The 20,517-nt window shown below is 68.2% G+C and carries 23 protein-coding genes; 8 read left to right on the top strand and 15 right to left on the bottom strand.

Translation table 11 applies throughout. The features are described 5' to 3' along the window. Positions 1–55 precede the first annotated feature (55 nt). A complete protein-coding gene (locus tag BKN51_RS01535) occupies positions 56–1,312 on the top strand; it encodes an HNH endonuclease signature motif containing protein (protein ID WP_101605897.1) in 1,257 nt (418 codons plus the stop codon). A 198-nt stretch (positions 1,313–1,510) separates the two neighbouring features. On the opposite strand, the gene pip is transcribed toward BKN51_RS01535, so the two are convergent. Further along, on the bottom strand, positions 1,511–2,455 hold the full coding sequence (pip, locus tag BKN51_RS01530; RefSeq protein WP_101605896.1) for a prolyl aminopeptidase: 945 nt from the start codon (positions 2,453–2,455) through the stop codon (positions 1,511–1,513). 134 nt (positions 2,456–2,589) lie between these two features. On the opposite strand from pip, the gene BKN51_RS01525 reads away from it, so the two are divergent. Beyond that, entirely contained in the window at positions 2,590–3,687 is a 1,098-nt protein-coding gene (locus BKN51_RS01525; protein ID WP_101605895.1) for a carboxylate-amine ligase, read from the top strand. Positions 3,688–3,699: 12 nt separating this feature from the next. On the opposite strand, the gene BKN51_RS01520 is transcribed toward BKN51_RS01525, so the two are convergent. Further along, entirely contained in the window at positions 3,700–4,305 is a 606-nt protein-coding gene (locus tag BKN51_RS01520; RefSeq protein WP_101605894.1) for a response regulator transcription factor, read from the bottom strand. Between the two features lie 479 nt (positions 4,306–4,784). Between BKN51_RS01520 and BKN51_RS01515 the strand changes: the two genes are divergently transcribed. Continuing rightward, the gene (locus BKN51_RS01515; RefSeq protein ID WP_101605893.1) at positions 4,785–5,483 is read left to right on the top strand and encodes an AraC family transcriptional regulator; all 699 of its coding nucleotides are present in this window, start codon (positions 4,785–4,787) and stop codon (positions 5,481–5,483) included. Positions 5,484–5,543: 60 nt separating this feature from the next. On the opposite strand, the gene BKN51_RS01510 is transcribed toward BKN51_RS01515, so the two are convergent. Then, positions 5,544–6,539: a DUF1702 family protein gene (locus tag BKN51_RS01510; protein ID WP_199193094.1), complete on the bottom strand. Its 996-nt coding sequence runs from the start codon at positions 6,537–6,539 to the stop codon at positions 5,544–5,546. A gap of 447 nt (positions 6,540–6,986) precedes the next feature. Between BKN51_RS01510 and BKN51_RS01505 the strand changes: the two genes are divergently transcribed. The 3 genes from BKN51_RS01505 (at position 6,987) to BKN51_RS01495 (ending at position 9,344) form a co-directional block, all read left to right on the top strand. Beyond that, positions 6,987–7,592 (top strand): response regulator transcription factor, encoded by a 606-nt coding sequence (locus BKN51_RS01505; protein ID WP_101605891.1) that lies wholly within the window; start codon positions 6,987–6,989, stop codon positions 7,590–7,592. 168 nt (positions 7,593–7,760) lie between these two features. Beyond that, positions 7,761–8,579 (top strand): AfsR/SARP family transcriptional regulator, encoded by an 819-nt coding sequence (locus tag BKN51_RS01500; protein WP_101605890.1) that lies wholly within the window; start codon positions 7,761–7,763, stop codon positions 8,577–8,579. 63 nt (positions 8,580–8,642) lie between these two features. Then, on the top strand, positions 8,643–9,344 hold the full coding sequence (locus BKN51_RS01495) for a winged helix-turn-helix transcriptional regulator (RefSeq protein ID WP_101605889.1): 702 nt from the start codon (positions 8,643–8,645) through the stop codon (positions 9,342–9,344). A 71-nt stretch (positions 9,345–9,415) separates the two neighbouring features. Here BKN51_RS01495 and BKN51_RS01490 read toward each other — a convergent pair whose 3' ends face one another. Beyond that, a complete protein-coding gene (locus BKN51_RS01490) occupies positions 9,416–10,036 on the bottom strand; it encodes an L-threonylcarbamoyladenylate synthase (RefSeq protein WP_101605888.1) in 621 nt (206 codons plus the stop codon). Positions 10,037–10,320: 284 nt separating this feature from the next. On the opposite strand from BKN51_RS01490, the gene BKN51_RS01485 reads away from it, so the two are divergent. Next, positions 10,321–12,633, top strand: coding sequence for a sensor histidine kinase (locus BKN51_RS01485; protein WP_101605887.1), 2,313 nt, complete (start codon positions 10,321–10,323; stop codon positions 12,631–12,633). On the opposite strand, the gene BKN51_RS01480 is transcribed toward BKN51_RS01485, so the two are convergent. The 8 genes from BKN51_RS01480 to BKN51_RS43445 form a co-directional block, all read right to left on the bottom strand. Further along, positions 12,630–13,238: a response regulator transcription factor gene (locus BKN51_RS01480; protein ID WP_174720385.1), complete on the bottom strand. Its 609-nt coding sequence runs from the start codon at positions 13,236–13,238 to the stop codon at positions 12,630–12,632. The genes BKN51_RS01485 and BKN51_RS01480 overlap by 4 nt on opposite strands. Before the next feature lie 239 nt (positions 13,239–13,477). Beyond that, positions 13,478–13,669: a hypothetical protein gene (locus BKN51_RS01475; RefSeq protein ID WP_101605886.1), complete on the bottom strand. Its 192-nt coding sequence runs from the start codon at positions 13,667–13,669 to the stop codon at positions 13,478–13,480. 246 nt (positions 13,670–13,915) lie between these two features. Next, positions 13,916–14,461, bottom strand: a complete 546-nt coding sequence (locus BKN51_RS01470) for a carboxymuconolactone decarboxylase family protein (RefSeq protein ID WP_101605885.1) — start codon at positions 14,459–14,461, stop codon at positions 13,916–13,918. After that, positions 14,433–14,918, bottom strand: coding sequence for a DUF6187 family protein (locus BKN51_RS01465; RefSeq protein ID WP_233224120.1), 486 nt, complete (start codon positions 14,916–14,918; stop codon positions 14,433–14,435). The genes BKN51_RS01470 and BKN51_RS01465 overlap by 29 nt, the downstream gene beginning before the upstream one ends. Next, positions 14,902–16,221 carry an FAD-dependent oxidoreductase gene (locus BKN51_RS01460; RefSeq protein ID WP_101605883.1) on the bottom strand — a complete coding sequence of 440 codons (1,320 nt, stop codon included), beginning with the start codon at positions 16,219–16,221 and terminating at the stop codon, positions 14,902–14,904. The genes BKN51_RS01465 and BKN51_RS01460 overlap by 17 nt, the downstream gene beginning before the upstream one ends. Positions 16,222–16,229: 8 nt before the next feature. After that, positions 16,230–16,715, bottom strand: a complete 486-nt coding sequence (locus tag BKN51_RS01455; protein WP_101605882.1) for a DUF6423 family protein — start codon at positions 16,713–16,715, stop codon at positions 16,230–16,232. A gap of 274 nt (positions 16,716–16,989) precedes the next feature. Further along, the gene (locus BKN51_RS01450) at positions 16,990–17,298 is read right to left on the bottom strand and encodes a DUF6235 family protein (RefSeq protein WP_101605881.1); all 309 of its coding nucleotides are present in this window, start codon (positions 17,296–17,298) and stop codon (positions 16,990–16,992) included. A 113-nt stretch (positions 17,299–17,411) separates the two neighbouring features. Then, positions 17,412–17,561 carry a hypothetical protein gene (locus tag BKN51_RS43445; RefSeq protein ID WP_168214240.1) on the bottom strand — a complete coding sequence of 50 codons (150 nt, stop codon included), beginning with the start codon at positions 17,559–17,561 and terminating at the stop codon, positions 17,412–17,414. A 291-nt stretch (positions 17,562–17,852) separates the two neighbouring features. On the opposite strand from BKN51_RS43445, the gene BKN51_RS01445 reads away from it, so the two are divergent. Further along, positions 17,853–18,047, top strand: coding sequence for a hypothetical protein (locus BKN51_RS01445; RefSeq protein WP_101605880.1), 195 nt, complete (start codon positions 17,853–17,855; stop codon positions 18,045–18,047). Positions 18,048–18,433: 386 nt separating this feature from the next. Here BKN51_RS01445 and BKN51_RS01440 read toward each other — a convergent pair whose 3' ends face one another. The 3 genes from BKN51_RS01440 to BKN51_RS43440 form a co-directional block, all read right to left on the bottom strand. Continuing rightward, the gene (locus BKN51_RS01440) at positions 18,434–18,625 is read right to left on the bottom strand and encodes an acyl-CoA carboxylase subunit epsilon (protein WP_101605879.1); all 192 of its coding nucleotides are present in this window, start codon (positions 18,623–18,625) and stop codon (positions 18,434–18,436) included. 11 nt (positions 18,626–18,636) lie between these two features. Beyond that, the gene (locus BKN51_RS01435; protein WP_369862461.1) at positions 18,637–20,178 is read right to left on the bottom strand and encodes an acyl-CoA carboxylase subunit beta; all 1,542 of its coding nucleotides are present in this window, start codon (positions 20,176–20,178) and stop codon (positions 18,637–18,639) included. A 158-nt stretch (positions 20,179–20,336) separates the two neighbouring features. Beyond that, positions 20,337–20,513: a DUF6222 family protein gene (locus BKN51_RS43440; RefSeq protein ID WP_168214239.1), complete on the bottom strand. Its 177-nt coding sequence runs from the start codon at positions 20,511–20,513 to the stop codon at positions 20,337–20,339. Between the last annotated feature and the right edge of the window lie 4 nt (positions 20,514–20,517).

Here is a 20,517-nt window from a genome sequence, read left to right as displayed (position 1 = left end):
CTGTCACATAAACGTGTGATAGCACAGGTGTTCGAATGCGGGTATTGTTGACGTCGTGGCCAGCGACGATGCATCCCAGACGACACCCGTCGAGTGGTGGCGTGTCGATACCGCGACGCTGCATGCCCGTAAACAGGAACTGGAAGTTCTGAAGCGTCAATTGGATGCGGAGCAGAACGCGATTCTCGCGGAAATCAATACTCGCGGGGTTCGTGGGTGTTCGGGTCATGCGACGTTGTCGGCGATGATTTTCGAGGACTTCCACGTCACTGCCAAGGAAGCCGATGCCCGCGCCGACCGCGTGCTGGCGTTGCATGCGGGTGTAGCAGTGGGTGGTGATCGAGTACCGCCTCTCGCGCCCTTGACCGCTGACGCCGCCCGTGAGGGTTCGATCGGTGGTTCGCAGATCGACGCGATCATCCGCACACTCGCCCGGATCCCGTCGTTTGTTCCGGAAGAGGAGGTGCGGGGTGGGGAGAAGATTCTTGTGGATCTGGCCCGGCACGCCGGGCCTCACACGATCGCCCAAGCCGGACGAAGACTCCTGGACAAGCTCGATCCCGATGGGAAAGAGCCCCGGGACGAGAACCCGAAGGACGCGCGGCCGGAGTTGCGGTTCGTCAAGCACCGCAACGGCACCCTGGGCCTGAAGGGCACGCTCGATCTGGAGACTTACGCACGGTTGAAATCCGACTTGGATCCGATGGCCAAACCGCGCAAGGCCATCGACGGGGTCCGGGACTCCCGTACTCAGGACGAACGCTACGGGGAGGCCTTCACCGACTATGTGCGACTGAAGACCACCAGCCGGAACCTTCCCGGGCAAGCGGGCGAGGCCACCCACATCCTCGTCACCATGTCCTACGAAGACTTGATCAGCGACTTGGGCGAAGCCCATCTGGACCTGGTCGGGCCGATCAGCGCCACAGACGCAAGGATCCTCGCCTGTGATGCCCGCGTCCGGCCCGGAGTCCTCGGCACCGCGGGCGAACCCCTCGACATCGGCCGCTCCAAACGCACCGTGTCACTCGCCCAGAAATACGCACTCACCATCCGCGACGGCGGCTGCGCCTTCCCCGGCTGCGACATGCCCGTGCCCCGTTGCACGGCACACCACATTGTTTTCTGGCGACACCACGGCGAAACGAAGATCGACAATCTCGTCCTGCTGTGCACCAAGCACCATCGGCTGATCCACCACAGCCAATGGAAAGTCGCCATCGCCCAAGACGGCCTCCCGGAATTCACCGCACCCGCCTACCTCGATCCCACCGGCCAACCCAGACGCAACACCATGCACCTCAGGACATAGGCCGAACCCACGGTAGTTATCGAGGGATGTAGCGAAGGTGTCGTGCGTGGGCACGAGCCTGGTGACTGTGTGGATTTTGGGACGTCAGATGTCCCGAAATCCACACGGTTCCGCCTGACCCTGCCCGATCGCTCCGGCGCCAGTTCGCCCGGGTTGGTCGTGAGTGGCGTTTCGGGTCAATAGAACCCGAATCGCCACTCACGACCCGCGTGAGCAGAAGCGGTCCAGCGCCTCCAGCTTCCAGGCCCGTTTCACCTCGCTCGACCGATGTCCCGAACCGTCGTCGATCAGCAACTCCGCGCCGGGCCAGGCGCGGGCGAGTTCCCAGGCGGTGTCCACCGGGCAGCTCAGGTCACGGCGCCCGTGGATCAGCACGCCGGGGATCTCCCGCAACAGACCGGCGTCGCGGATCAGTGCGCCGGGTTCCAGCCAGGCCGCGTGGGAGTAGTAGTGCGTGACGAGGCGAGCGAACGCGAGTTCCCCTTCGCCGATCGGACCATTGTGGACGGTCGCGCCGGGCTCCAGGGACAGCACGGTGTCCTCCCAGGTGCACCATGAACGGGCGGCCTCGGTCCGTACGGCCGGATCGGGATCTTCCATGAGCCGCGCGTAGGCGGCGATCAGATCGCCGGAGAGATCGCCGCGGAAGCGGGACCACTCTTCGGGGAAGAACCGGCCGACGCCGCGATACAACCAGTCGAGCTCGGCGGGCCGTGTCGTGCTGATGGCGCTGACGACGATCTCCGTGACCCGCTCCGGAAACCGTTCGGCGTAGGCGAGCGCGAGCGTCGTTCCCCACGAGCCACCGGTGACGAGCCAGCGTTCGACGCCCAGGTGCTCCCGCAACCGTTCCATGTCGGCGACGAGATGGTCCGTCGTGTTGTACCGCAGGTCGGTCGCCGGGTCGCTCGCGTGCGGGGTGCTGCGGCCGCAGCCGCGCTGGTCGAACAGCACCGCGCGGTAGCGGGCCGGGTCGAACATCCGCCGCATCCCCGGCGTGCACCCTTGTCCGGGTCCGCCGTGGAGCACGACCGCCGGCTTTCCGGCCGGGTTCCCGCAGGTCTCCCAGTAGACGGCGTGGCCGTCACCTACATCGAGCAGTCCTTTGTCATAGGGCTCGACGGGTGGATACAACTCGATCATGAAGTCAGCCTAGACCGTCCGTGAGGCACGAATCACCTTCGCCGCAACGAAGTTCAGCACACCGGCCCTTTCCTCGCCGCGCCGGAAGGGGGAGATTCATTGGTATCGGCGAAAATCACCAGAGACGGAGCGTCATGGCGGTTGACGGCACGAACTTCACCCTTGGCGTGGAAGAAGAATTCGTCCTGCTCGACCCGCTGGACGGTTCGGTCGCGTTGCGCGCGCCGGATCTTCTCAAGCACCTCGCCCCCGAGTCGGACGTCACCGGCGAGCTGATGCGGTTCCAGATCGAGACCGCGACAGGCATCTGTCGCAGCCTGGACGAGGTGCGCTCCGAACTGAGCCGGCTGCGGCAGATCGTCGCGAAGGCGGCGGAGGCCGACGGCTGCCTGATGGTGGCGGCGGGGATCCCGCCCTGTGGCCTGCGGGAAGACGCGATCATGCCCGAACCCCGCTACCGGCGGATGGCCGAGGCGTTCCCCGAACTGATCGACGACGCGGGGACGTGCGCATGCCACGTGCACGTCGGCTTGCCGTCGCGGGATCTCGGCGCGCGGGTCCTCGCCGGACTGCGGCCGTGGCTCGCCCCGTTGCTGGCGCTCAGTGTCAACTCGCCGGTCGAGAACGGCACCGATTCGGGCTGGTCGAGCAGGCGCTTCCCGCTCTGGGACCGGTGGCCGACGGCGAGACCGCCCGAAGAATGGCCCGGTGCGGCCGCGTACGACCAGAGCATCGGGGAGGCCCTGAGGCGCGGCGCCGCGCTCGATCTGGCGGGCGTGTACTTCTACGCCCGGCTTTCCCCCAGCTACCCCACGGTCGAGGTACGGATCGCCGACGTCTGCCTGGCCGTCGACGACGCCGTGCTCCTCGCGGCGCTGGTGCGGGGACTGGTCGTGACCTGCGCCGGGACGACCGAGGTTCCGCGAGCCCGCGGCGCCCGCATCGGGTCGGCGCTGACGGCCGCCGCGCGCCGTGGCCTCGATGGGCCGGGCATCGACGTCTTCACCGGCAGGGAGGCCGATCAGCGCGACCTTCTCGGCGAGCTCGTCGACTTCGTCCGGCCGGCGCTCAGGGCCGCAGGCGACCTCGACGACGTCGAACGGGGGTTGAACTCGCTGTTCGAGCACGGGACCGGCGCGACCCGGCAACGCCGGTTGCTCACGGAGGCGGCGTCCCCGGGCGAGTTCGCCGCGGATCTGGCCCTCGCCACGATGAGCGTCCCGACCCGGTGAACCGGGCGGGCGTCACAGCCAGCCGGACTCCCGCGCGATCCGCACCGCGTCGACCCGGTTGCGGGCGCTGAGCTTCGACACGATCGTCGTCAGGTAGTTCCGCACGGTCCCGGCGGACAGGAACAGCTCGGCCGCGATCTCGGTCGGCTCGGAGCCGACCGACGCCATCCGGAGCACCTCGATCTCCCGCGCGGTGAGCGGGCACTCCTCGCTGTCCCACGCGGCGAGCGCCAGATCGCCGTCGACGACGCGCCGTCCGGCGGCGACCCCGCGGACCGCGTTGGCCAGCCTGTCGGCGGGCGCGTCCTTGCGCAGGAAGCCGTTGACCTTCGCGGCCAGCGCCCGCCGGAGGGTGCCGGGACTGCCGAGCGAGGTGAGGATCAGCGTGCGCACCCCGGGCAGTTGTTCGTGCAGTTCGGCGGCCGCGGTGAGCCCGTCCTTGCCCGGCAGGTCGATGTCGATGAGCGCGATGTCGGGGCGCGAGGACTTGGCGAGCGGGAGGATCTCGTCACCGCTGGCGCATTCGGCGACGACCTCGATGTCGGCTTCCAGCCCGAGCAGCGCGACCAGGGCCCCACGGACAATGTGCATGTCCTCCGCGACCAGGACCTTGATCATCGACCCCAACTGCCTTTCGCCTGCGCCTCGCCCCACGAGCCGACAATACTATCCTCACACACCCGTCCCGCGAAATGGAAACCGACCCTTGACCGCCGCGGGGGGACGCGGTCAAGGGTCGGTTCTGTGTTGCCGCGGGAATAGGTTCTTCGGACCGCGCCAACACGGCCGGGTTGGTTCCGGCGTGAATGCGCTACCAGGAATTTTGCGGCCATCTGCCGTGGAGATCCAGTGTGGGCACCATCGGCGACATGTGGTTTTCGCATACCCGGCCCGTGATCGCCGGCCGCCCACGGTCACCGTGAAATTTTCACGTCGCCGCACACAAGAATCCATATCCGGCGGTGAATCAAGCACTTCAGGAGAAGTGGCCGCGAACACTACTGTCGAAACAGCAAAGTACGCCAGAATTTCCCGAGCGAAAGGACGGTACAATGGATGAGACTGTCCGGCGAGCCGTGGAGCGAGCCATTGGGGCCATGAACGAGAAACTGGGCGAAGAGCTCACTATCGACGACATCGCCCGCGCCGCCACGTTCAGCAAATTCCATTTCACCAGGGTGTTCCAGCAGGCCACCGGCGTCTCGCCCGGCCGGTTCCTGTCCGCGCTGCGGCTCGACGAAGCCAAGCGCCTGCTGCTGACGACCTCGATCACGGTCGCCGACATCAGCCACCGAGTGGGCTACAACAGCGTCGGCACCTTCAGCACGCGGTTCAGCAGCCGCGTGGGCCTCTCCCCCTCCGCGTACCGCCAGCAGCGCGGTTTCCAGCACCGGCTGGCAGGCGCCCCCCTTCCCGCCACGAAGCAGGCGACCGTCCGCGGTTTCGTTTCGGCGCCGCCGGAGATCTCGCCCGGCCTCGTCTTCGCCGGCCTCTTCCCGACGCGCATCCCCGAGGGCGCGCCCGTGTGCTACACGGTCATCGACGTCCCTGGCCCCTACCAGCTGACCGATGTCCCGGAAGGCACCTGGCACCTCGTCGCGCACTGCGTGACCGGGCCGCTCACCCGCCGGGGCACCGGGTACACCGGCTATCACGGCCCGATCACCGTCGAACCGGGCGTCACCGCGCGGCTGGCCGACCTGCGGGTGCGGCCCAAGCGCCTGTTCGACCCGCCGGTCCTGCTCGCGCTGCCCGATCTGCGGTACCGGCCCGAACCGTTCAAGCACGCGGCCTGACCCGGTCGCCGAAAGGGGCCTTCGAGACGCGATCCGTCTCGAAGGCCCCTTTCTCGTCGTCTACGCGGACAGGCGGCCCGCCGACGGGGCGAAACCCTCGCGGATGTTCCGCCGCCAGAGTTCGTAAGCGGGCGTCCCGTCCGAGGCGTTCTCGACGACCTCGGTCGAGTCGGCCAGGTCGACGGCCTCCTCGATGCTCAGCCCGGCGAGCGCCCACGCGGCGCGGCGCGTGTGCGGCGGGACGAACGAGGAGAACGTCCTCGCCTTCACCGCGAACACGACACCGAGGCCGAGGTGGTCCTGGTGCTCCCCCGCCGCCTCGCGCAGCCTGATCAGCCCCGGCTGGTCGCAGCCGCCCGCGAAGGTCGCCGCCAGCCCGACCCCGCTCCACAGGTCCGGCCGGCGTTCGGCCGGGAACCGGTCGACCGCCGCGGCGACCTTGACCGGGTCGGCGCCGTTGATGAACCACAGCGCCCGCCCGATGCCCTGGTCGCAGGCGCGCGGGAAGTACGCGGGCGCGCCCGCCCACGGGTACGGCTTGGGGACGAACTGCTCGTCGACCCACTTGCGGGTGTCGAAGTAAGCGCGGTCGAAGGCGTAGCCGTCGACGGCCAGCCAGCTCATCGTCGGGTGGAACGGGACGCCGTCGAGATCCGGCAGCACCTTCTTCCACAGCGGCCGGGGCAGCCGGGCCATCGCGAAACCGATGCCGATGTAGGTCAAGAAGACATGCGGGAGACCGGGGCCGCTCATCAGCTCGGCCGTACGGTCCTTCCGCCCGCCGGGCATGACGTCGAGGATGGTGAACGCCATCGCCGCGCCCTCGTAGGCGAACCCTCGCATCTCCGGCTCGACCATGTCCAGCCGCCGCTCGGCCTCCCACAGCGCCGGAGCTTCGATCCCCCACTCGAACCCGCACACCACCGCCTGCGGGATCGACTCCAGCCGGGCGGTCGCCGGGGTCGGCGGGATCCCGAAGCCCCGTCCCTCGAAGCCGACCGAAGCCAGCGAGGGTGCGAACAAGACCTTGCGTAGGGCACCCAGCAATGAGCTCATCATACGTCCTTTGTGGATAGTGTCGGCTTTCGCGCGCGAACTCGGCTCTTGCCGAGGAGACCACGCCCCGATCGCCGCCCGCTCGACGGCCGGTCGAGGGGTTCGCACGACGTGACGGCCGATACCGCCGAACAGTCCATCCGACATCATTGACAATGGTGAATTCACCCGTTCGCCGAGCGAATTCACCGGTTTGGAACGTGCTCAGCGGGTAATGCAAGGCACTTTGACGGCATTTTGCTGGCTATTATCCTGACACTCGGCAATCGATCGGTAGTGTTTTCAGTATCCGCGAACCTTCGACATCGTCGCAGCTCACCAGGGCCCTGATCGCTCCGGGAGGCGGTCGGAAAACGGTGGAACTCAGATCGTGCGATTTAGATTCACTCTTCCGGGGTTGCTATGTACACTGAGAGTTAGCACCTTTGGGGGATAGAGGAGGTCGGAGTGATCCGAGTCCTGTTGGCCGAGGATATGCACATGGTCCGCGGCGCCTTGGTCGCATTACTGAACCTCGAACAGGACATCGAGGTCGTCGCGGAGGTCTACTCCGGCGACAAGATCCTCTCGGCGGCCGCGGAGTACCTCCCGGACGTCGCGATCATCGACATCGACCTGCCCGCCAAGGACGGACTCGCCGCCGCTTCCGAGCTCTACCAGCAACTGCCCAGCGTCCGCACGCTGATCCTCACCTCGCTCGGCCGTCCGGGCACCGTGCGCCGCGCGCTCGACGCGAAGGTCAACGGCTTCCTGCTCAAGGACGCGCCCGCCGACAAACTCGCCAACGCCGTCCGCTCGGTCGCCATCGGCCGCCGCGTCATCGACAGCGAACTCGCGTTGTCGGCCTGGGAAACGGAAGATTGCCCGCTGACGCCGCGCGAGGTCGAGATCCTCCGGCTGGCCGCGAACGGGCGCACGGTCGCCGACATCGCGGCGGAACTGTTCCTGTCACCGGGAACCGTGCGGAACTATCTCGCCACGGTGGTCACGAAACTCAACGCCCGCAACCGGGTCGACGCCATCCGGATCGCCACCGATTCCGACTGGCTCTGACCCGCTCGCGCGTCTTCTGTTCTGCCATAACCGGTTCCGCGCTCCAGGTCGTGACGATCGCATATAGGGCAACGAAGAAATCTAGGTCCGCTGGGTGTCTCCGGCACTGTTCCACGGGTTCCGCCTCTGTCACTGTCGCAGAGGGGGAGTCCGCCGGAGGGGCAGGGGATGCACGCGATGACCATCGAACCGGGAGACACGGTTGCCGGGCACCGGGTTCCGGACGCGGTGCGCGCGCGACTCCTCGGCCCGGTCGAACTGCACGCCGGCGGGGCCGATCGAGCGCCGACCACGCCGAAGCTCCTGCAACTGCTGGCGATGCTGCTCATCCGTCCCGGCAAGACGGTCCGCGTCGACTCGCTGGTCCACGAGCTCTGGAACGACGCGCCCCCGCGCAGCGTCCGCCGGACCCTGCACACCTATGTCCACCACCTCCGCCGTCACCTCGACCCCGACGGTGACCGCGGGGAAGGTCTGCTGGTCACCAGCGCGCCCGGCTACCGGCTGGAGATCGATCCGGCCGTGATCGACGTGTCGGAGTTCGCCTGGCTGCACCGCCTCGGCCGCGACCTGCTGACCGGAGGCGACCACGCGGCGGCCGCCCACGCGTTCCGTACCGCGCTGGACCTGTGGTCCGGTCCCCCGCTGGCCAACATCCACTGTGGACCGACTCTGGCGGCCTACACCGTCTATCTGCTGGAGCACCGCCGCAACGCCCGTGACCTTTGGATCGAAGCCGAGATCCTCGCCGGTCAGCACCGGGAGATGCTCGGCGTGCTGCGGTCGCTGACCACCGCGGACCCGCTCGACGAGACCCTCCACGGCCAGCTGATCCGCGCGCTGGGGCTGAGCGGCCGCCGCAGTGACGCGCTGGCGGCCTATCAGCGGCTGCGGACGCGGCTCGACGAGGAACTGGGGGTGGAACCCTGCGCCGAACTGCGCGAGCTGCACCACGAACTGCTCTCCGAGAGACACCCGATCCGCTGATCGCCGTCCCGGCGAACCAGAACCACCCCGTCACCAGAGATCCAGGAAGTTGAGGAGTCAAGCATGACCGCTCGCACCTACGGCCAGTTCTGCGGCCTCGCCCGCGCGCTCGAGATCATCGGGGAACGCTGGTCCATGCTCGTGATCCGCGACCTCGTGCTCGGCCCGAAGCGCTACGACGAGCTTCAGCAGGGCCTGCCGAAGATCCCGACGAGCATCCTTTCGACCCGGCTCAACGAACTCGAACGGCACGGCGTCGTCCAGCGCCGGGTGCTCTCGCAGCTCGACGCCGGGGTGGTCTACGAGCTGACCGAGTACGGCAACGACCTCGACCAGATCCTGCTGCAGCTGGGCCTGTGGGGCGCCCGTTCGCTCACCGACCCGGCGGCGGACGACCTGTTCACCCTGGACGCGGCCATCCTGTCGCTGTACACGACGTTCCAGCCGGACGCGGCCCGCGGCGTCCAGTGCTCGTTCGAGCTGCACTACAGCGCCGAAGAGATGGGCGACCAGATGATCGTCCACGCGGTGGTCGAGGACGGCGCGATGACGGCGGGCGAGGGCCCGCATCCGGATCCGGACATCATCATCGAACCGCGCGGCCCGGTCATGCTCAAGCTGCTGAACGGCGAGCTGGCCGCGGCGAACGCGCTCACCTGCGGCGCGGTGGCCGTCAAGGGCGATCCGGCGCGGCTGGAGCTGTTCGCGCGGCTGTTCCGCATCCCCTCGGCCCCCTCGAAGACCGAAGGGCTCGTCACGCACTGAAGACGGCCTCGCGATTCGGCATCTGCTTGCGATCCTCGCGTGCGACTAGCAGGAGCAGGTGCCGAATCGCGTCATTCGAAGCGGGTGGTGTCGCCGGCGCCACGCCGGACGATCTCCGGCTCCCCCGACGAGAAATCGATGACCGTGGTGGGCTCGACCCCGCACTCGCCGGAGTCGATCACCGCGTCCACCACGTGCTCGAGCCGCTCCTTGATGTCCCAGCCCTGGGTCATCGGCTCCTCCTGGTCCGGCAGCAGCAGCGTGCTCGACAGCAGCGGTTCACCGAGCTCGCCCAGCAGCGCCTGTGTGACCACGTGGTCCGGGATGCGCACGCCGACCGTCTTCTTCTTGGCGTGCAGCAGACGGCGCGGAACCTCCTTCGTGGCCGGGAGGATGAACGTGTAACTGCCCGGAGTGGACGCTTTGACCGCGCGGAAGACCGCGTTGTCCACGTGCACGAACTGGCCCAGCTGGGCGAAATCCTGGCAGACCAGGGTGAAATGGTGGCGGTCGTCCAGCTTGCGGATGCTCCGGATGCGGTCGATGCCCTGTTTGTTTCCCAGCTGGCAGCCGAGGGCGAAGCAGGAGTCCGTCGGATACGCGATGAGACCGTCTTCGCGCAGGATGTCGACGACCTGTCCGATCGCGCGCCGTTGCGGATTTTCCGGATGTACGTCGAAATACCTGGCCATGCGCAGAGCTTAGGGCCACCGGCGCCACCGCGCCGCGAGAGCCCGCCCCGGCGTGGTGCGAACGACCGACACCCGCGAGGGTGAGCGGCGGGGTTTTCCTGTCTCCGGCCGGGAAACGTCACCTGCCGGGCAGGTATCCCTTATCCTCGAAGACCAATGCGGGTAACAGCATGGGATAGGATCCTAATATCCCGCAAATGGAGGGTGGTGCGACGCCCGGACCCGACCGTCGCGAGGGCGAAGCACAACCGAAAGAGTCGTCTTCTGTTACCACTGGGGTGCCTGTGCCGGACCAGCTCGCGGTGACCGCCGAACCAGCGGGGCTCGACCGGCGGCCCCGGCGAGCGCTGTTCCTCGCCGGACTGATCATCACGGTCGTCTTCGTCAACTCGTGCCTCTTCGGTCTCCTCGCGGTCCTGCTCCAGCCTGGGGTGGACTTCTGGCAGGGCGTGCTGGCGGTGCTGTACGTCGGGCCCGTGCTGGCGATCCAGCTGCTGTACTTCTCCCGTCCGGCGGTCCGCCTGGACACCCGCCTGGCCAAGGGTGTGCTGGTCGTCCAGGCCTGCCTCGCCTACCTGCCGACCCTGCACTTCGACGCCGCGCTGACCTCGCTGACCACCCTCGCGGCGGGTAGCGCGCTGCTGCTTTTCCGGCCGCGGACGGGCTGGACGGTGTTCACCGTCTTCATGGCGGCCACGACGTGGATCCTGTGGGCCTACGACGACACCTGGCTCGGAGCGCTGTTCGACAGCATCACCGCGATCTTCTACGCGCTGGTCGTGTACCTGCTGACGTGGCTCGCGCGGCTGGTGACCGAACTGCACCAGGCCAGGACCGAACTGGCCCGGCGTGCCGTGGCCGAGCAGCGGCTGGCCTTCGCGAGGGACCTGCACGACCTGCTCGGGCTCAGCCTTTCCGCGATCGCGCTCAAGGGCGAACTGGTGCACCGGCTGCTGCGCAAGTCGCTGGACCGGGCACGCGAAGAACTCGCCGAGATCACCGGGATCGCCCAGCGGACGCTGTCCGACGTGCGATCGGTGGCCAGGGGCTACCGGGAGTTGTCGCTCGACAAGGAATCACGGACCGCGGTCTCGCTGCTCTCGGCGTCGAACGTCGCGGTGCGGGTCGATCTCGAGCAGGTCGAGCTGCCGGTGAAGCTGCGCACCCTGCTGGCGAAGGTGCTGCGGGAGGGTGTCACGAACGTGCTCCGCTACACCGGCGTCGAGCACTGCTCGATCACCGTGCGCGAGAACGAAGGCCGGGTCGCGCTGGAGATCGTCCACGACGGAACGGCGCACGAGGACGTCCCGGAGGAAACGGCCGAGAGCCTGCGTGAGGTCACCGCGGAGGTCTCCAGGCACGGCGGCACGCTGAGCGCCGGCCCCGAAGCGGCGGGCAAGTGGCGGCTGCACGCCGAACTCCCGGTACCCGAGCAGGTCGAACCCGCCGACACGGCGCTGGAGCAGGAGCCGGGCCACTGGTCCGTGATCGACGCCAGGAACGTCCAATGGACGCTGACGGTGGTCTTCATTCTCTTCGGCCTCTCCGCGATGACCCGGGCCTTCATGCTGACCGACGACGGCTGGTACATCGCGCTCATCGTCGGCTACCTCACCGCGCTGATCACGCTGCAACTATCCTATTTCGCCCGCCCGAACGTCCGGCTGCGCTCGCGGCAGAGTCTCGCGCTGCTGGTCGTCCAGGCCTGCCTGATCTTCCTGCCGCTGATCCCGCTCGGGCACGCCTGGGTGAGCCTGCCCAGCCTCTTCGCCGGCACCGCCTTGCTGGTGCTGCCGCCGCTGGCGGGGTGGACGGCGTTCGCCGCGACCGCCGTCGGCGTGGTGCTGATCCGGATCGGGCACGGCACCGACTTCATCGGCGGCTTCTACAGCTTCGCGTCCATCCTGAACACCGGGCTGATGGTGTTCGGCCTCATCTGGCTGCTCCGGCTGGTGACCGAACTCGGCGAGACCAGGAAACGCCTCGCCGAGGTCGCGGTCGCGGAGGAGCGGCTGCGGTTCGCCCGCGACCTGCACGACCTGCTCGGCATGAGCCTGTCCGCGATCGCGCTGAAGAGCGAGCTGACCAGCCGGATCATGGACATCGACACGAACAGGGCCTCCGACGAACTGCTGGAGATCCTCGGGCTGACCCGGCAGGCGCTGGCCGACGTCCGGTCGGTCGCGAGCGGCTACCGGGAACTGTCGCTGGATCAGGAGTCCCGGTCGGCGCAGGCGGTACTGGTGGCCGCCGACGTCCAGGTGCGGCTGGAGATCGAGCACGAGGGCGTGCCGGCGACGGTGCGCACGGTGCTGGCCGTGGTGCTGCGCGAGGGCGTGACGAATGTGTTGCGGCACAGCAAGGTCGAACGCTGTGAGATCGCCGTGCGGCGGATCGGCGGCGGTGTCGCGCTGGACATCGTCAACGACGGCGTCCAGAACGGGCGGCCGCCGCGGGCGGACGAACCGGTGCGGGTCGAGGCCCCGGGCAGTGGCATCACGAACATGTCCGACCGCGTCGCCGGGCTCGGCGGCGAACTGACCGCCGGTGTCGAACCCGACGGGCGGTTCCGGCTGCGTGCCGTGGTCCCGGTTTAGATCCAGCCCGCTTCTTTGGCGATGCGGATCGCGTCGACCCGGTTTCGCGCGTTGAGCTTCGAAACGATGGTGGTCAGGTAGTTCCGGACGGTTCCGGTGGAGAGAAAGGCCTTCGCCGCGACCTCCAGGGTGTCGCGGCCTTCCGCGGTCAGCCGCAGGACGTCGATCTGACGCGGGGTCAGCGGGCAGTCCGCGGTGTCCCACGCGGCGAGCGCCAGATCGCCGTCGACCATCCGCCGTCCGGCCGCCACGCCGCGGACGGCGTTGGCGAGTTTCTCCGCCGGGGCGTCCTTCAGCATGAAGCCGTTCACTTTGGCCGCCAAGGCCCGGCGGAGCGTGCCCGGTCTGCCGAGGCTGGTCAAGATGAGCGTCCTGACCTCGGGAAGCTGCTCGTGCAGTTCGGTCGCCGCGGTGAGTCCGTCCTTGCCCGGCAGATCGATGTCGATGATGGCGACCTGGGCGCCCGAAGTCCGCGCGGCGGGGAGGATCTCATCGCCGGACGCCACTTCCGACACCACTTCGATGTCCGGCTCCAACCGCAGCAACGCCACGAGCGCACCTCTGACGATGTGCATGTCTTCGGCCACCAGAACCCTGATCACCATCGCACCGCCCCCCACGCACCGCCCCCGTGCCCACAAGATAATCACGCCCGGGCGGAACGCGTTCCACCGTTCGAGTGGTGAGTCCGGTGGGGCCACCGCGGTGGCTCACCGACAAAAGCGTTATGAGGCTACAAATCCGGTAGCCAGTCAGTGACTTTCCGCTGTCACCGCCGGGAATCCGGCACGCGAACCGGCCGCCCCTCGCGTCCGGATGCGAGAGGCGGCCGTCGAGAATGCGCTCAACTCGCCTCGGCCATGGGCGGAGCCGTGCAACAGGCGCCGGTGAAGCAGTCGAAAACCTGACCACCGGGCCGATTGGTCCAGTTGTCGAACCGGTCGATCACCAGGTCGACCTGATCGCCGGCGGCGCCGGTGTCGATTCCCCTGACGGCGAAGAGTGAACGGACGTTGTCGAGCACAGCGTTCTGCATCGCATGTCTCCCAGGCGTTTCAGCGGTTTCCTTCGATGAGGAAATCCTGCTGCCAGAGGTGGGTGCGCAACCAGTGCCAGGCATCATCGCACGAATGTGCTTTTCGCCTACGCCGGAAGGTTCTCCTCGACTACTCCACTTCGGCGATCGCGGCTACCGGATGGAGCAAGCGAGGTGGTTCCGAGCGCGGAGCGCGACAGTCCGGTCACCATCGGAGACAGTGTCCGGAGTGGACGGCCGGCGGCGTCAGGATTCGAGCAGCCGCGCCAGACCTGCGTAGCCGCCCTCCTTGAGCCGTACGCCCGAGGTCTTCGCGTAACCGGCGTCCGCCCGGATCCCGAGTCCCTCGACCATCCGGTTCATGAAGTTGAACAGGGCGCACACGAGGACGGCGTCGTGCAGCGCCGCCTCGTCCCAGCCCGCCGCGAGGACGGCCGCGGCGTCCTCCTCGGTCACCCGGGACGGCGTCCGCGTCAGCTTGCCCACGTAGGCCAGCACGGGCTTCATCCGGTCTTCCACGGGTGAGGAGTCCAGATCGGCCAGCGCGGCCGTCAGAAGCCCTTCCGGCACGCCGAAAGCCTCCGCGGTGACGGTGTGGACGCCGTGGCAGTACTGGCAATCGTTGACACCGGAGACGTAGGCCGCGATCAGTTCCCGCTCACCGGGGCCGAACGCCGACGGCGCCCGCATGACGAGTTCGTGGAAGTCCAGCAGCTTCGACGCCGGAGCGGGGAACTTCTGGAAGACCTGCAGCAAGGTGGCGTCAGTCGGCAAAGACCCGAGATAGGACATCGTGCGTGCCACTCCCCTTTTCCGGCGTCCGCCCGTGTTCGGCGAACTCGTCGATGTCGTCGCGGCGCAGCCAGCACGCCGCGAGGCAGGCCACCGACGCTGGTCCGAGCCCGGTCACCGTGGCGGTGACCCGCTTGGTGGTGTGTTCCCATTCTTTGCGCAGGGAACCGGCCGCCGTCATCTCCTGACCGGCTTCGATCAGCGGGCGGACCGAGCGCCAGCGGGCGATACCGGCTTCGATCAGCGCGTCGGTGTCCAGGTCGAGCGCGTCGTGCCGGGCCTGGTCCACGGCGAGGGCGACCAGCGCGGGCTCGTCGGCGATCCGCGCGAGCCCGACACCGGCGAGCAGCCGTCCGGCGTCGAGTCCCATCAGGATCACCCCGGCCTCGGTCGCCGGGGCGTCGTCGATCGAGGGCAGGGTGAACCGCGAGTCGTAGGGCTCAGACACGGGCGACATCCTTCGCCGTCGCCCGCAGCGGGGCGTCCCGGCGCAGGTTCTCGGCGACGGCGGCCGCGACCCGCGCGGTGGCGACACGGTGGCCGTCGATGTTGCGGGCGGCCGGGCCCAGCGCCATCCCCGCGGCCGCGCCGACGGCGAAGACGCGGGGTGCGCCGACGTAGGCGAAGGTGCGCTCGTCCAGCCGAGGCCAGCCGCCCTGGTCTAGTACGGCGTCGTCCGGCATCAGGCCGTCGCCGATCGAGGGTGTCGTGCCGAGCGCCAGTACGGCGTGGTCCACGGAGACGCGCGAACCGTCTTCGAGGTGGAGGCCGACCCCCGGCGTCACCTTCGTGATCGCCTTGCCTCGATGCACGATCAGGCGCCCTTCGGCTTCGGCCGCCTCGAGCATCGGCCGGAACTCGAACATGATCGACGCGCGCCGGAAACGGCCCATCAGTTCGAGCCTGTCGGACCAGCTCACGCCGTCGAAGCGGGCACGGCCCTCGGGACGGAAGAACGACGAGTTGACGTCGGCGCATTGGTAGCGCTCGCCTGCTTCGCGGACCACCCAATGCACCTCGCGGCCCTGGGCGAGCCCGTTGGAGATCAGATGGGCGGCGGTGAGGCCCGCGCCGACGACGGCGAGCCGTTTTCCACCGGTGGGAACGGGTTCGTCCCAGTAGCTCACGCCGCGCGGCGGATAGCCCCCGCCCCACCAGGTGTCCGGGGCGGACCGGCGTTCCTCGCCGAGGCACAGCACCGCGTGGCGCGCGGTGACGGAGAACCGGTCGGCTCGCACGGTGACCGCGTCCGACGTCGGCAGCACCTCACGGACCGAACCGCGCCAGGTCCGTTCGGTGACGTGATGGCTCGCGGCCAGATGACGGCAGTAGGCCTCGAAGACGTCGACGGGGACGACCGAGCGGTGCCCCGCCTGCGCCATGCGGATCTCGCGGCGCTCCACCGGGGTCAGCACCGACCAGTGCAGCCGGGCGAAGTCCAGCAGTTCGCAGTCGCGGTACCCCTCGACGCCGGGATGGTGCTCGTACGGCGAACGCAGCACGCGCTGGCCGAGGAGGTCGACGCGGTCGAAGAACCGGCCGCAGGGGCGGCCGTCGCGATCGACGATGACGAGGTCCCGGACGCCGTGGTGCCACAAAGCGGAGGCGACCGCGAGCCCGGCGGGGCCGGCGCCGACGATGACCACGTCGGCACCGGACGGCGGTTCGGGGGTGACGGCCGAGCGGGTGGCGGGCAGGACCGGCCACTCCCGTCCGCGCGGCGATTCGAGCAGCTGGGGTTCGGGGACGAAGGTGATCACCGGCGTACTCAGCCGATCACGGTCACCGGGACGATCAGCTCGATCACCGGGCGCTGCCGCATCCCGTTGCTGATCAGCTCGTCCAGCGTCTGCCGGGACTTCTCGGCGGTGTCGGTCGCGATCGGGCTGTACCGGGAGTACGAGTAGGTCGGCTTCCGCCCGCCCGCGTCCAGCGAGTACACCTTCAGCACGGCCTCGCCGGGCCGGACTTCACCGTCGTAGAAGGTGAGGCGGCGCAGGTCCGGCGTCATGAAGGACTTCGAGAACTGACGGGAGAGCACGAGGGTCTCGGCGTCGTCGACGAAGGTCGAGTCCTCGTCGGTGACGACCTGCATCGCGACCCAGGTCTTGTCGGTCAGGTTGGTCTCGGACTTGATCACCTGCCAGCGGCCCGGCTCCGGCAGGTTGACACTGACCGAAACGTCGTGCTCGGTGGTGTCGATCGCACCGGAGATCATCAGCACCCGGCGGCGGACGTCGGCCACCCCGGCCATCTGAATGTCACGCGCGCGTACCCGCGTGGAAACGTCCAATCCCGGAAATTCGGGTGATGACATCTTTCCCACCTCCAGACCTCGACAACCGCAATTTCGCCCACAGAAATTCTTAATCCGCAAACACCCGAAGAATTTCATGCCCAAGTGGACGATGTCAAGATGAGGAACGCATGATCCACTGGCGCAAAAGGGCGCAACCGCCGGTCTCGGCACTGGTCCGTTCGGCGGTATGAATCCTGGGATCTCGGGCCTCACGCACCCGCTTGCCAGGTCAGGGGCTGTCGGAGTCCTCGGCCCAAGCCGCGGCGGGCGTACCCTGCTCCAGTGCGCCGATATAGACGATCTCGAATGAGGAATCGGTACGCCGAAGTCCTATTTTGATGACGAGGTCGTGTTTCACCAGAATGATGAAATGATGCGGATCCCGGCCATCTCCGAAAATATCGTAGATGAGAAAAGCGGATCCATCGGCTACCGCGAAGAGGGCTTCGTAGATAACATTGCGGTCGGCCTGCGGTGCGTTCACCGCCCATTCTTCGAGCACCTGCAAACCCGACGTGAGCTGGAGGCGCATAGCCATCCGAAGGCCTCCTCGAGGTCTTGCCGGGTCGCGGACGATCTTCATTCTCCCGCGCGCGATACCCGGCGGTCTTCTCTGTCCGTGCTGTCCACGCTGGTCGCGGCTCACGTTCTTCAGTTGTAACCGAGGATGATGTGCTCGGCCGCGAAATCGTTTTCGACGGCCCGTCTCTGCTCCGGAACGAACACCGTGTCCTCGTTCTCGACGCTCCCGCGCGGGTCGGAATCATCGGTCGCGACCCAAATTCGCACCTGTGCCGTCATGACGTTCCTCCTGGGCCGGGATGAAGAGCTCACTTGACAAACCCAGGATGGCCCCCTCCGGTCGGAAGCCGATCGTGGCGCGCTCGAAGGTGGCTGGAGCTCCCGATGAGCAAATAACGAGTCGCCGGTGAGGGGGTACCGGTAGTGCTCTTGTGGTACCCGGAAATCCAAGGAGCGCGCCATGACCGAACGCCTCGACCCGTACGAGATCTACGCCGACGACGAACTGGACGTCGACCTGCTTGGCCTGTCGTGGTCCGAGCCGGCCGTCCCGGAGCAACGGGACCGGCCGTGAGCGCCGCGGATCGTCAGCGGACCTGCGCTGCCTGCGGGGGCCCGTTCGCGCCGGAGGAGCGAACGGGGCTGGAGACCGTGATCGACGGCGAGGTCCGCTACGTCGCCGTGCACACGCGCCACAGCACGTATCCCCCGTTGCGGGACACCGAGGCGGCACTCCGGCTAGCGAACACGACGACCGCCGCGTGAACAATCACGGGCCGACGGGAATCGCGTCGGCGCCGTGGGTCGTGTCGCGAAAGCCACTTTCGGGACGTCTGATGTCCCGAAAGTGGCTTCGCGACGCCCCGGGCAAAGGTGTCGGTGGCTGAACCCATGGTGAGCGAGGGCGTGACTCGCGTGCTTGGAGACGGATCTCGCGTGCTCAGACGCCGAACTCCCTGATCGCCGCCCGATCACGCGAGATCCGGCTCCGAGCACACGTGATCCGTCTCCGATGACTCTCGTCGGCAGTCCGGGTTCGCGCAGCGGAAGGCTCCCTTCACCGCATCGGACTCGGCGAAAGGAGCCTTCACCCCAACACTGACCTGCCCACGAACACTCACGGGCCCAAGCCGACAGGGAACCGCGGGGGTTCAGCGCAGGATCGACGTGCGCCAGGTCGACGGGCTCCGGGGCGGCCAGGCCGACCGCGCGGGAGCGGCGGGCGGGGGCGCCGCCGACGCGAGCGCGGTGAAGACGGCGAAGAGCGCCGCCAGTTCGACGTCTTCCGGATCCCCCCGCAGGACCCGGAAGACCGGCGCACTGTCCTTTTCGGACAGTGACATGGTTCCCCCGTTCAGATCGGGTGGTTGCCGTGCTTGCGCTGGGGCGCCGCCTTCCGCTTGTCCTGCAGCATGGCCAGTGCTCTGGCCACGGCGGAGCGGGTGTCGGCCGGGTCGATGATGTCGTCGACCAGCCCCCGTTCGGCGGCGTACTGCGGGTTCATGAACTCCTCGGTGTACTCGGCGACCAGGTGGGTGCGCAACGCGTCCGGGTCGGGAGCGGCGGCGAGATCCTTGCGGAACAGCACGTTGACCGCGCCCTCGGCACCCATCACGGCGATCTGGTTGGTCGGCCAGGCCAGCGACAGGTCGGTCCCGATGGACCGCGAGTCCATCACGATGTACGCGCCGCCGTAGGCCTTGCGCAGGATGACCTGGATCCGCGGCACGGTCGCCTCGCAGTAGGCGTGCAGCAGCTGCGCCCCGTGCCGGATGATCCCGGAATGCTCCTGTTCGACCCCGGGCAGGAAGCCGGGAACGTCCACGAGCGTCACCAGCGGGATGCTGAACGCGTCGCAGAACCGCACGAACCTCGCCGCCTTCTGCGAAGCCGGGCCGTCGAGGACGCCGGCGAACACCACCGGCTGGTTGCCGACCAGGCCGACCACGCGCCCGTCGATCCGCGCGAGCGCGCACAGCACGTTCCGCGCCCACCGCTCGTGCAACTCGAAGAATTCGCCGTCGTCGGTGAGTTCGGCGAACACGTCCCGCATGTCGTAGGGCTTGTTCGGCTCCACGGGGACGAGTTCGGCGAACCGGGGCCGCCGGTCCTTGCCCGCGTCCCGCGACGGCTCGCCGGGCGCGGGCTCCAGATAGTTCGACGGCAGCAGCGACACCAGGTAGCGGACGTCGGCGAGGCAGCTCTCCTCGTCGTCGTGCACCACGGTCGCCACGCCGGACGACGCGCCGTGCACGTCCGCGCCACCGAGTTCGTCGTGGCTGACGCGTTCCCCGGTCACGGTCTCGACGACGTCCGGCCCGGTCAGGTACATGCGGGCGGTGTCGCGCACCATGAAGACGAAGTCCGCCAGCGCGGGCGAATACGCCGCCCCGCCGGCGCACGGCCCCAGCACCACGCTGATCTGCGGGACGACGCCGGACGCTTCGACCTGGCGGCGGAAGATGCCGCCGTAGCCGTTGAGCGCCATGACGCCTTCCTGGATCCGCGCTCCGCCGCTGTCGTTGAGCCCGATCAGCGGTGAACCGGTGGCGATCGCCAGATCCATCACCTTGTGGATCTTCGCCGCGTGCGCCTCGCCGAGCGAACCGCCGAAGACGGTGAAGTCCTGCGCGTAGACGAACACGCGCCTGCCGTCGATGGTGCCCGAACCCGCGATGACGCCGTCGGTGTACGGCCGGTTCTCCGCCAGCCCGAGTCCGCTCGCCTGATGCCGCCGGTACAGCTCGACCTCGGTGAAGGAATCGGGATCCAGCAACAGATCCAGCCGCTCGCGCGCGGTGTGCTTGCCGAGCGAGTGCTGCCGCCGGACGCCGTCGAGCCGCCCGTCGACGATGTGCTCGCGCAGTTCGTCGCGCTGGGTGCGCAGCAACGGCATCGTCGGTTCCGGCGGGTGCACCGGTTCGGCGCCGCGGGCGAGCGGGATCACCTGCCCGTCCTTCCCCCTCGGGATCCGCGGGCGCCGCAGCCGGTCTTCCGGCAGCGGCACCACCTCGGAGTCCTCCGTGCGCTGAGCGCCCGGATCACCTTGCAGGGTCACGCCGCCTCCTTCGTGCGGGCTTCACGCTCGAGCTCGTCGAGTTCGATCTCGCGCGCGATGTCGCGCCAGCACACCCCCCGTCCGAGCCGAGGCATCGTGGTCACCACCGGCGGACGGGGCGCCGGGGCGGGCGTCCCGTCCGGCCGGACGGTGGCGGATTCGTTGATGGTCATGACG

It is taken from the genome of Amycolatopsis sp. BJA-103, assembly GCF_002849735.1.
GTDB lineage: Bacteria > Actinomycetota > Actinomycetes > Mycobacteriales > Pseudonocardiaceae > Amycolatopsis.
Note: the sequence above shows the minus strand (reverse complement) of the source record. Positions and strands in the feature narration are given on the sequence as shown.

Excerpts from the sequence above, each read along its gene's own strand:
- pip (WP_101605896.1), bottom strand. The coding sequence starts at position 2,455 with ATGATCGAGTTGTATCCACCCGTCGAGCCCTATGACAAAGGACTGCTC.
- BKN51_RS01525 (WP_101605895.1), top strand. The coding sequence starts at position 2,590 with ATGGCGGTTGACGGCACGAACTTCACCCTTGGCGTGGAAGAAGAATTC.
- BKN51_RS01520 (WP_101605894.1), bottom strand. The coding sequence starts at position 4,305 with ATGATCAAGGTCCTGGTCGCGGAGGACATGCACATTGTCCGTGGGGCC.
- BKN51_RS01515 (WP_101605893.1), top strand. The coding sequence starts at position 4,785 with ATGAACGAGAAACTGGGCGAAGAGCTCACTATCGACGACATCGCCCGC.
- BKN51_RS01510 (WP_199193094.1), bottom strand. The coding sequence starts at position 6,539 with ATGAGCTCATTGCTGGGTGCCCTACGCAAGGTCTTGTTCGCACCCTCG.
- BKN51_RS01500 (WP_101605890.1), top strand. The coding sequence starts at position 7,761 with ATGCACGCGATGACCATCGAACCGGGAGACACGGTTGCCGGGCACCGG.
- BKN51_RS01495 (WP_101605889.1), top strand. The coding sequence starts at position 8,643 with ATGACCGCTCGCACCTACGGCCAGTTCTGCGGCCTCGCCCGCGCGCTC.
- BKN51_RS01490 (WP_101605888.1), bottom strand. The coding sequence starts at position 10,036 with ATGGCCAGGTATTTCGACGTACATCCGGAAAATCCGCAACGGCGCGCG.
- BKN51_RS01480 (WP_174720385.1), bottom strand. The coding sequence starts at position 13,238 with ATGGTGATCAGGGTTCTGGTGGCCGAAGACATGCACATCGTCAGAGGT.
- BKN51_RS01475 (WP_101605886.1), bottom strand. The coding sequence starts at position 13,669 with ATGCAGAACGCTGTGCTCGACAACGTCCGTTCACTCTTCGCCGTCAGG.
- BKN51_RS01470 (WP_101605885.1), bottom strand. The coding sequence starts at position 14,461 with ATGTCCTATCTCGGGTCTTTGCCGACTGACGCCACCTTGCTGCAGGTC.
- BKN51_RS01465 (WP_233224120.1), bottom strand. The coding sequence starts at position 14,918 with ATGTCGCCCGTGTCTGAGCCCTACGACTCGCGGTTCACCCTGCCCTCG.
- BKN51_RS01455 (WP_101605882.1), bottom strand. The coding sequence starts at position 16,715 with ATGGCCGGGGTGGCCGACGTCCGCCGCCGGGTGCTGATGATCTCCGGT.
- BKN51_RS01450 (WP_101605881.1), bottom strand. The coding sequence starts at position 17,298 with ATGGCTATGCGCCTCCAGCTCACGTCGGGTTTGCAGGTGCTCGAAGAA.
- BKN51_RS43445 (WP_168214240.1), bottom strand. The coding sequence starts at position 17,561 with ATGACGGCACAGGTGCGAATTTGGGTCGCGACCGATGATTCCGACCCG.
- BKN51_RS01440 (WP_101605879.1), bottom strand. The coding sequence starts at position 18,625 with ATGTCACTGTCCGAAAAGGACAGTGCGCCGGTCTTCCGGGTCCTGCGG.
- BKN51_RS01435 (WP_369862461.1), bottom strand. The coding sequence starts at position 20,178 with ATGCCGTTGCTGCGCACCCAGCGCGACGAACTGCGCGAGCACATCGTC.
- BKN51_RS43440 (WP_168214239.1), bottom strand. The coding sequence starts at position 20,513 with ATGACCATCAACGAATCCGCCACCGTCCGGCCGGACGGGACGCCCGCC.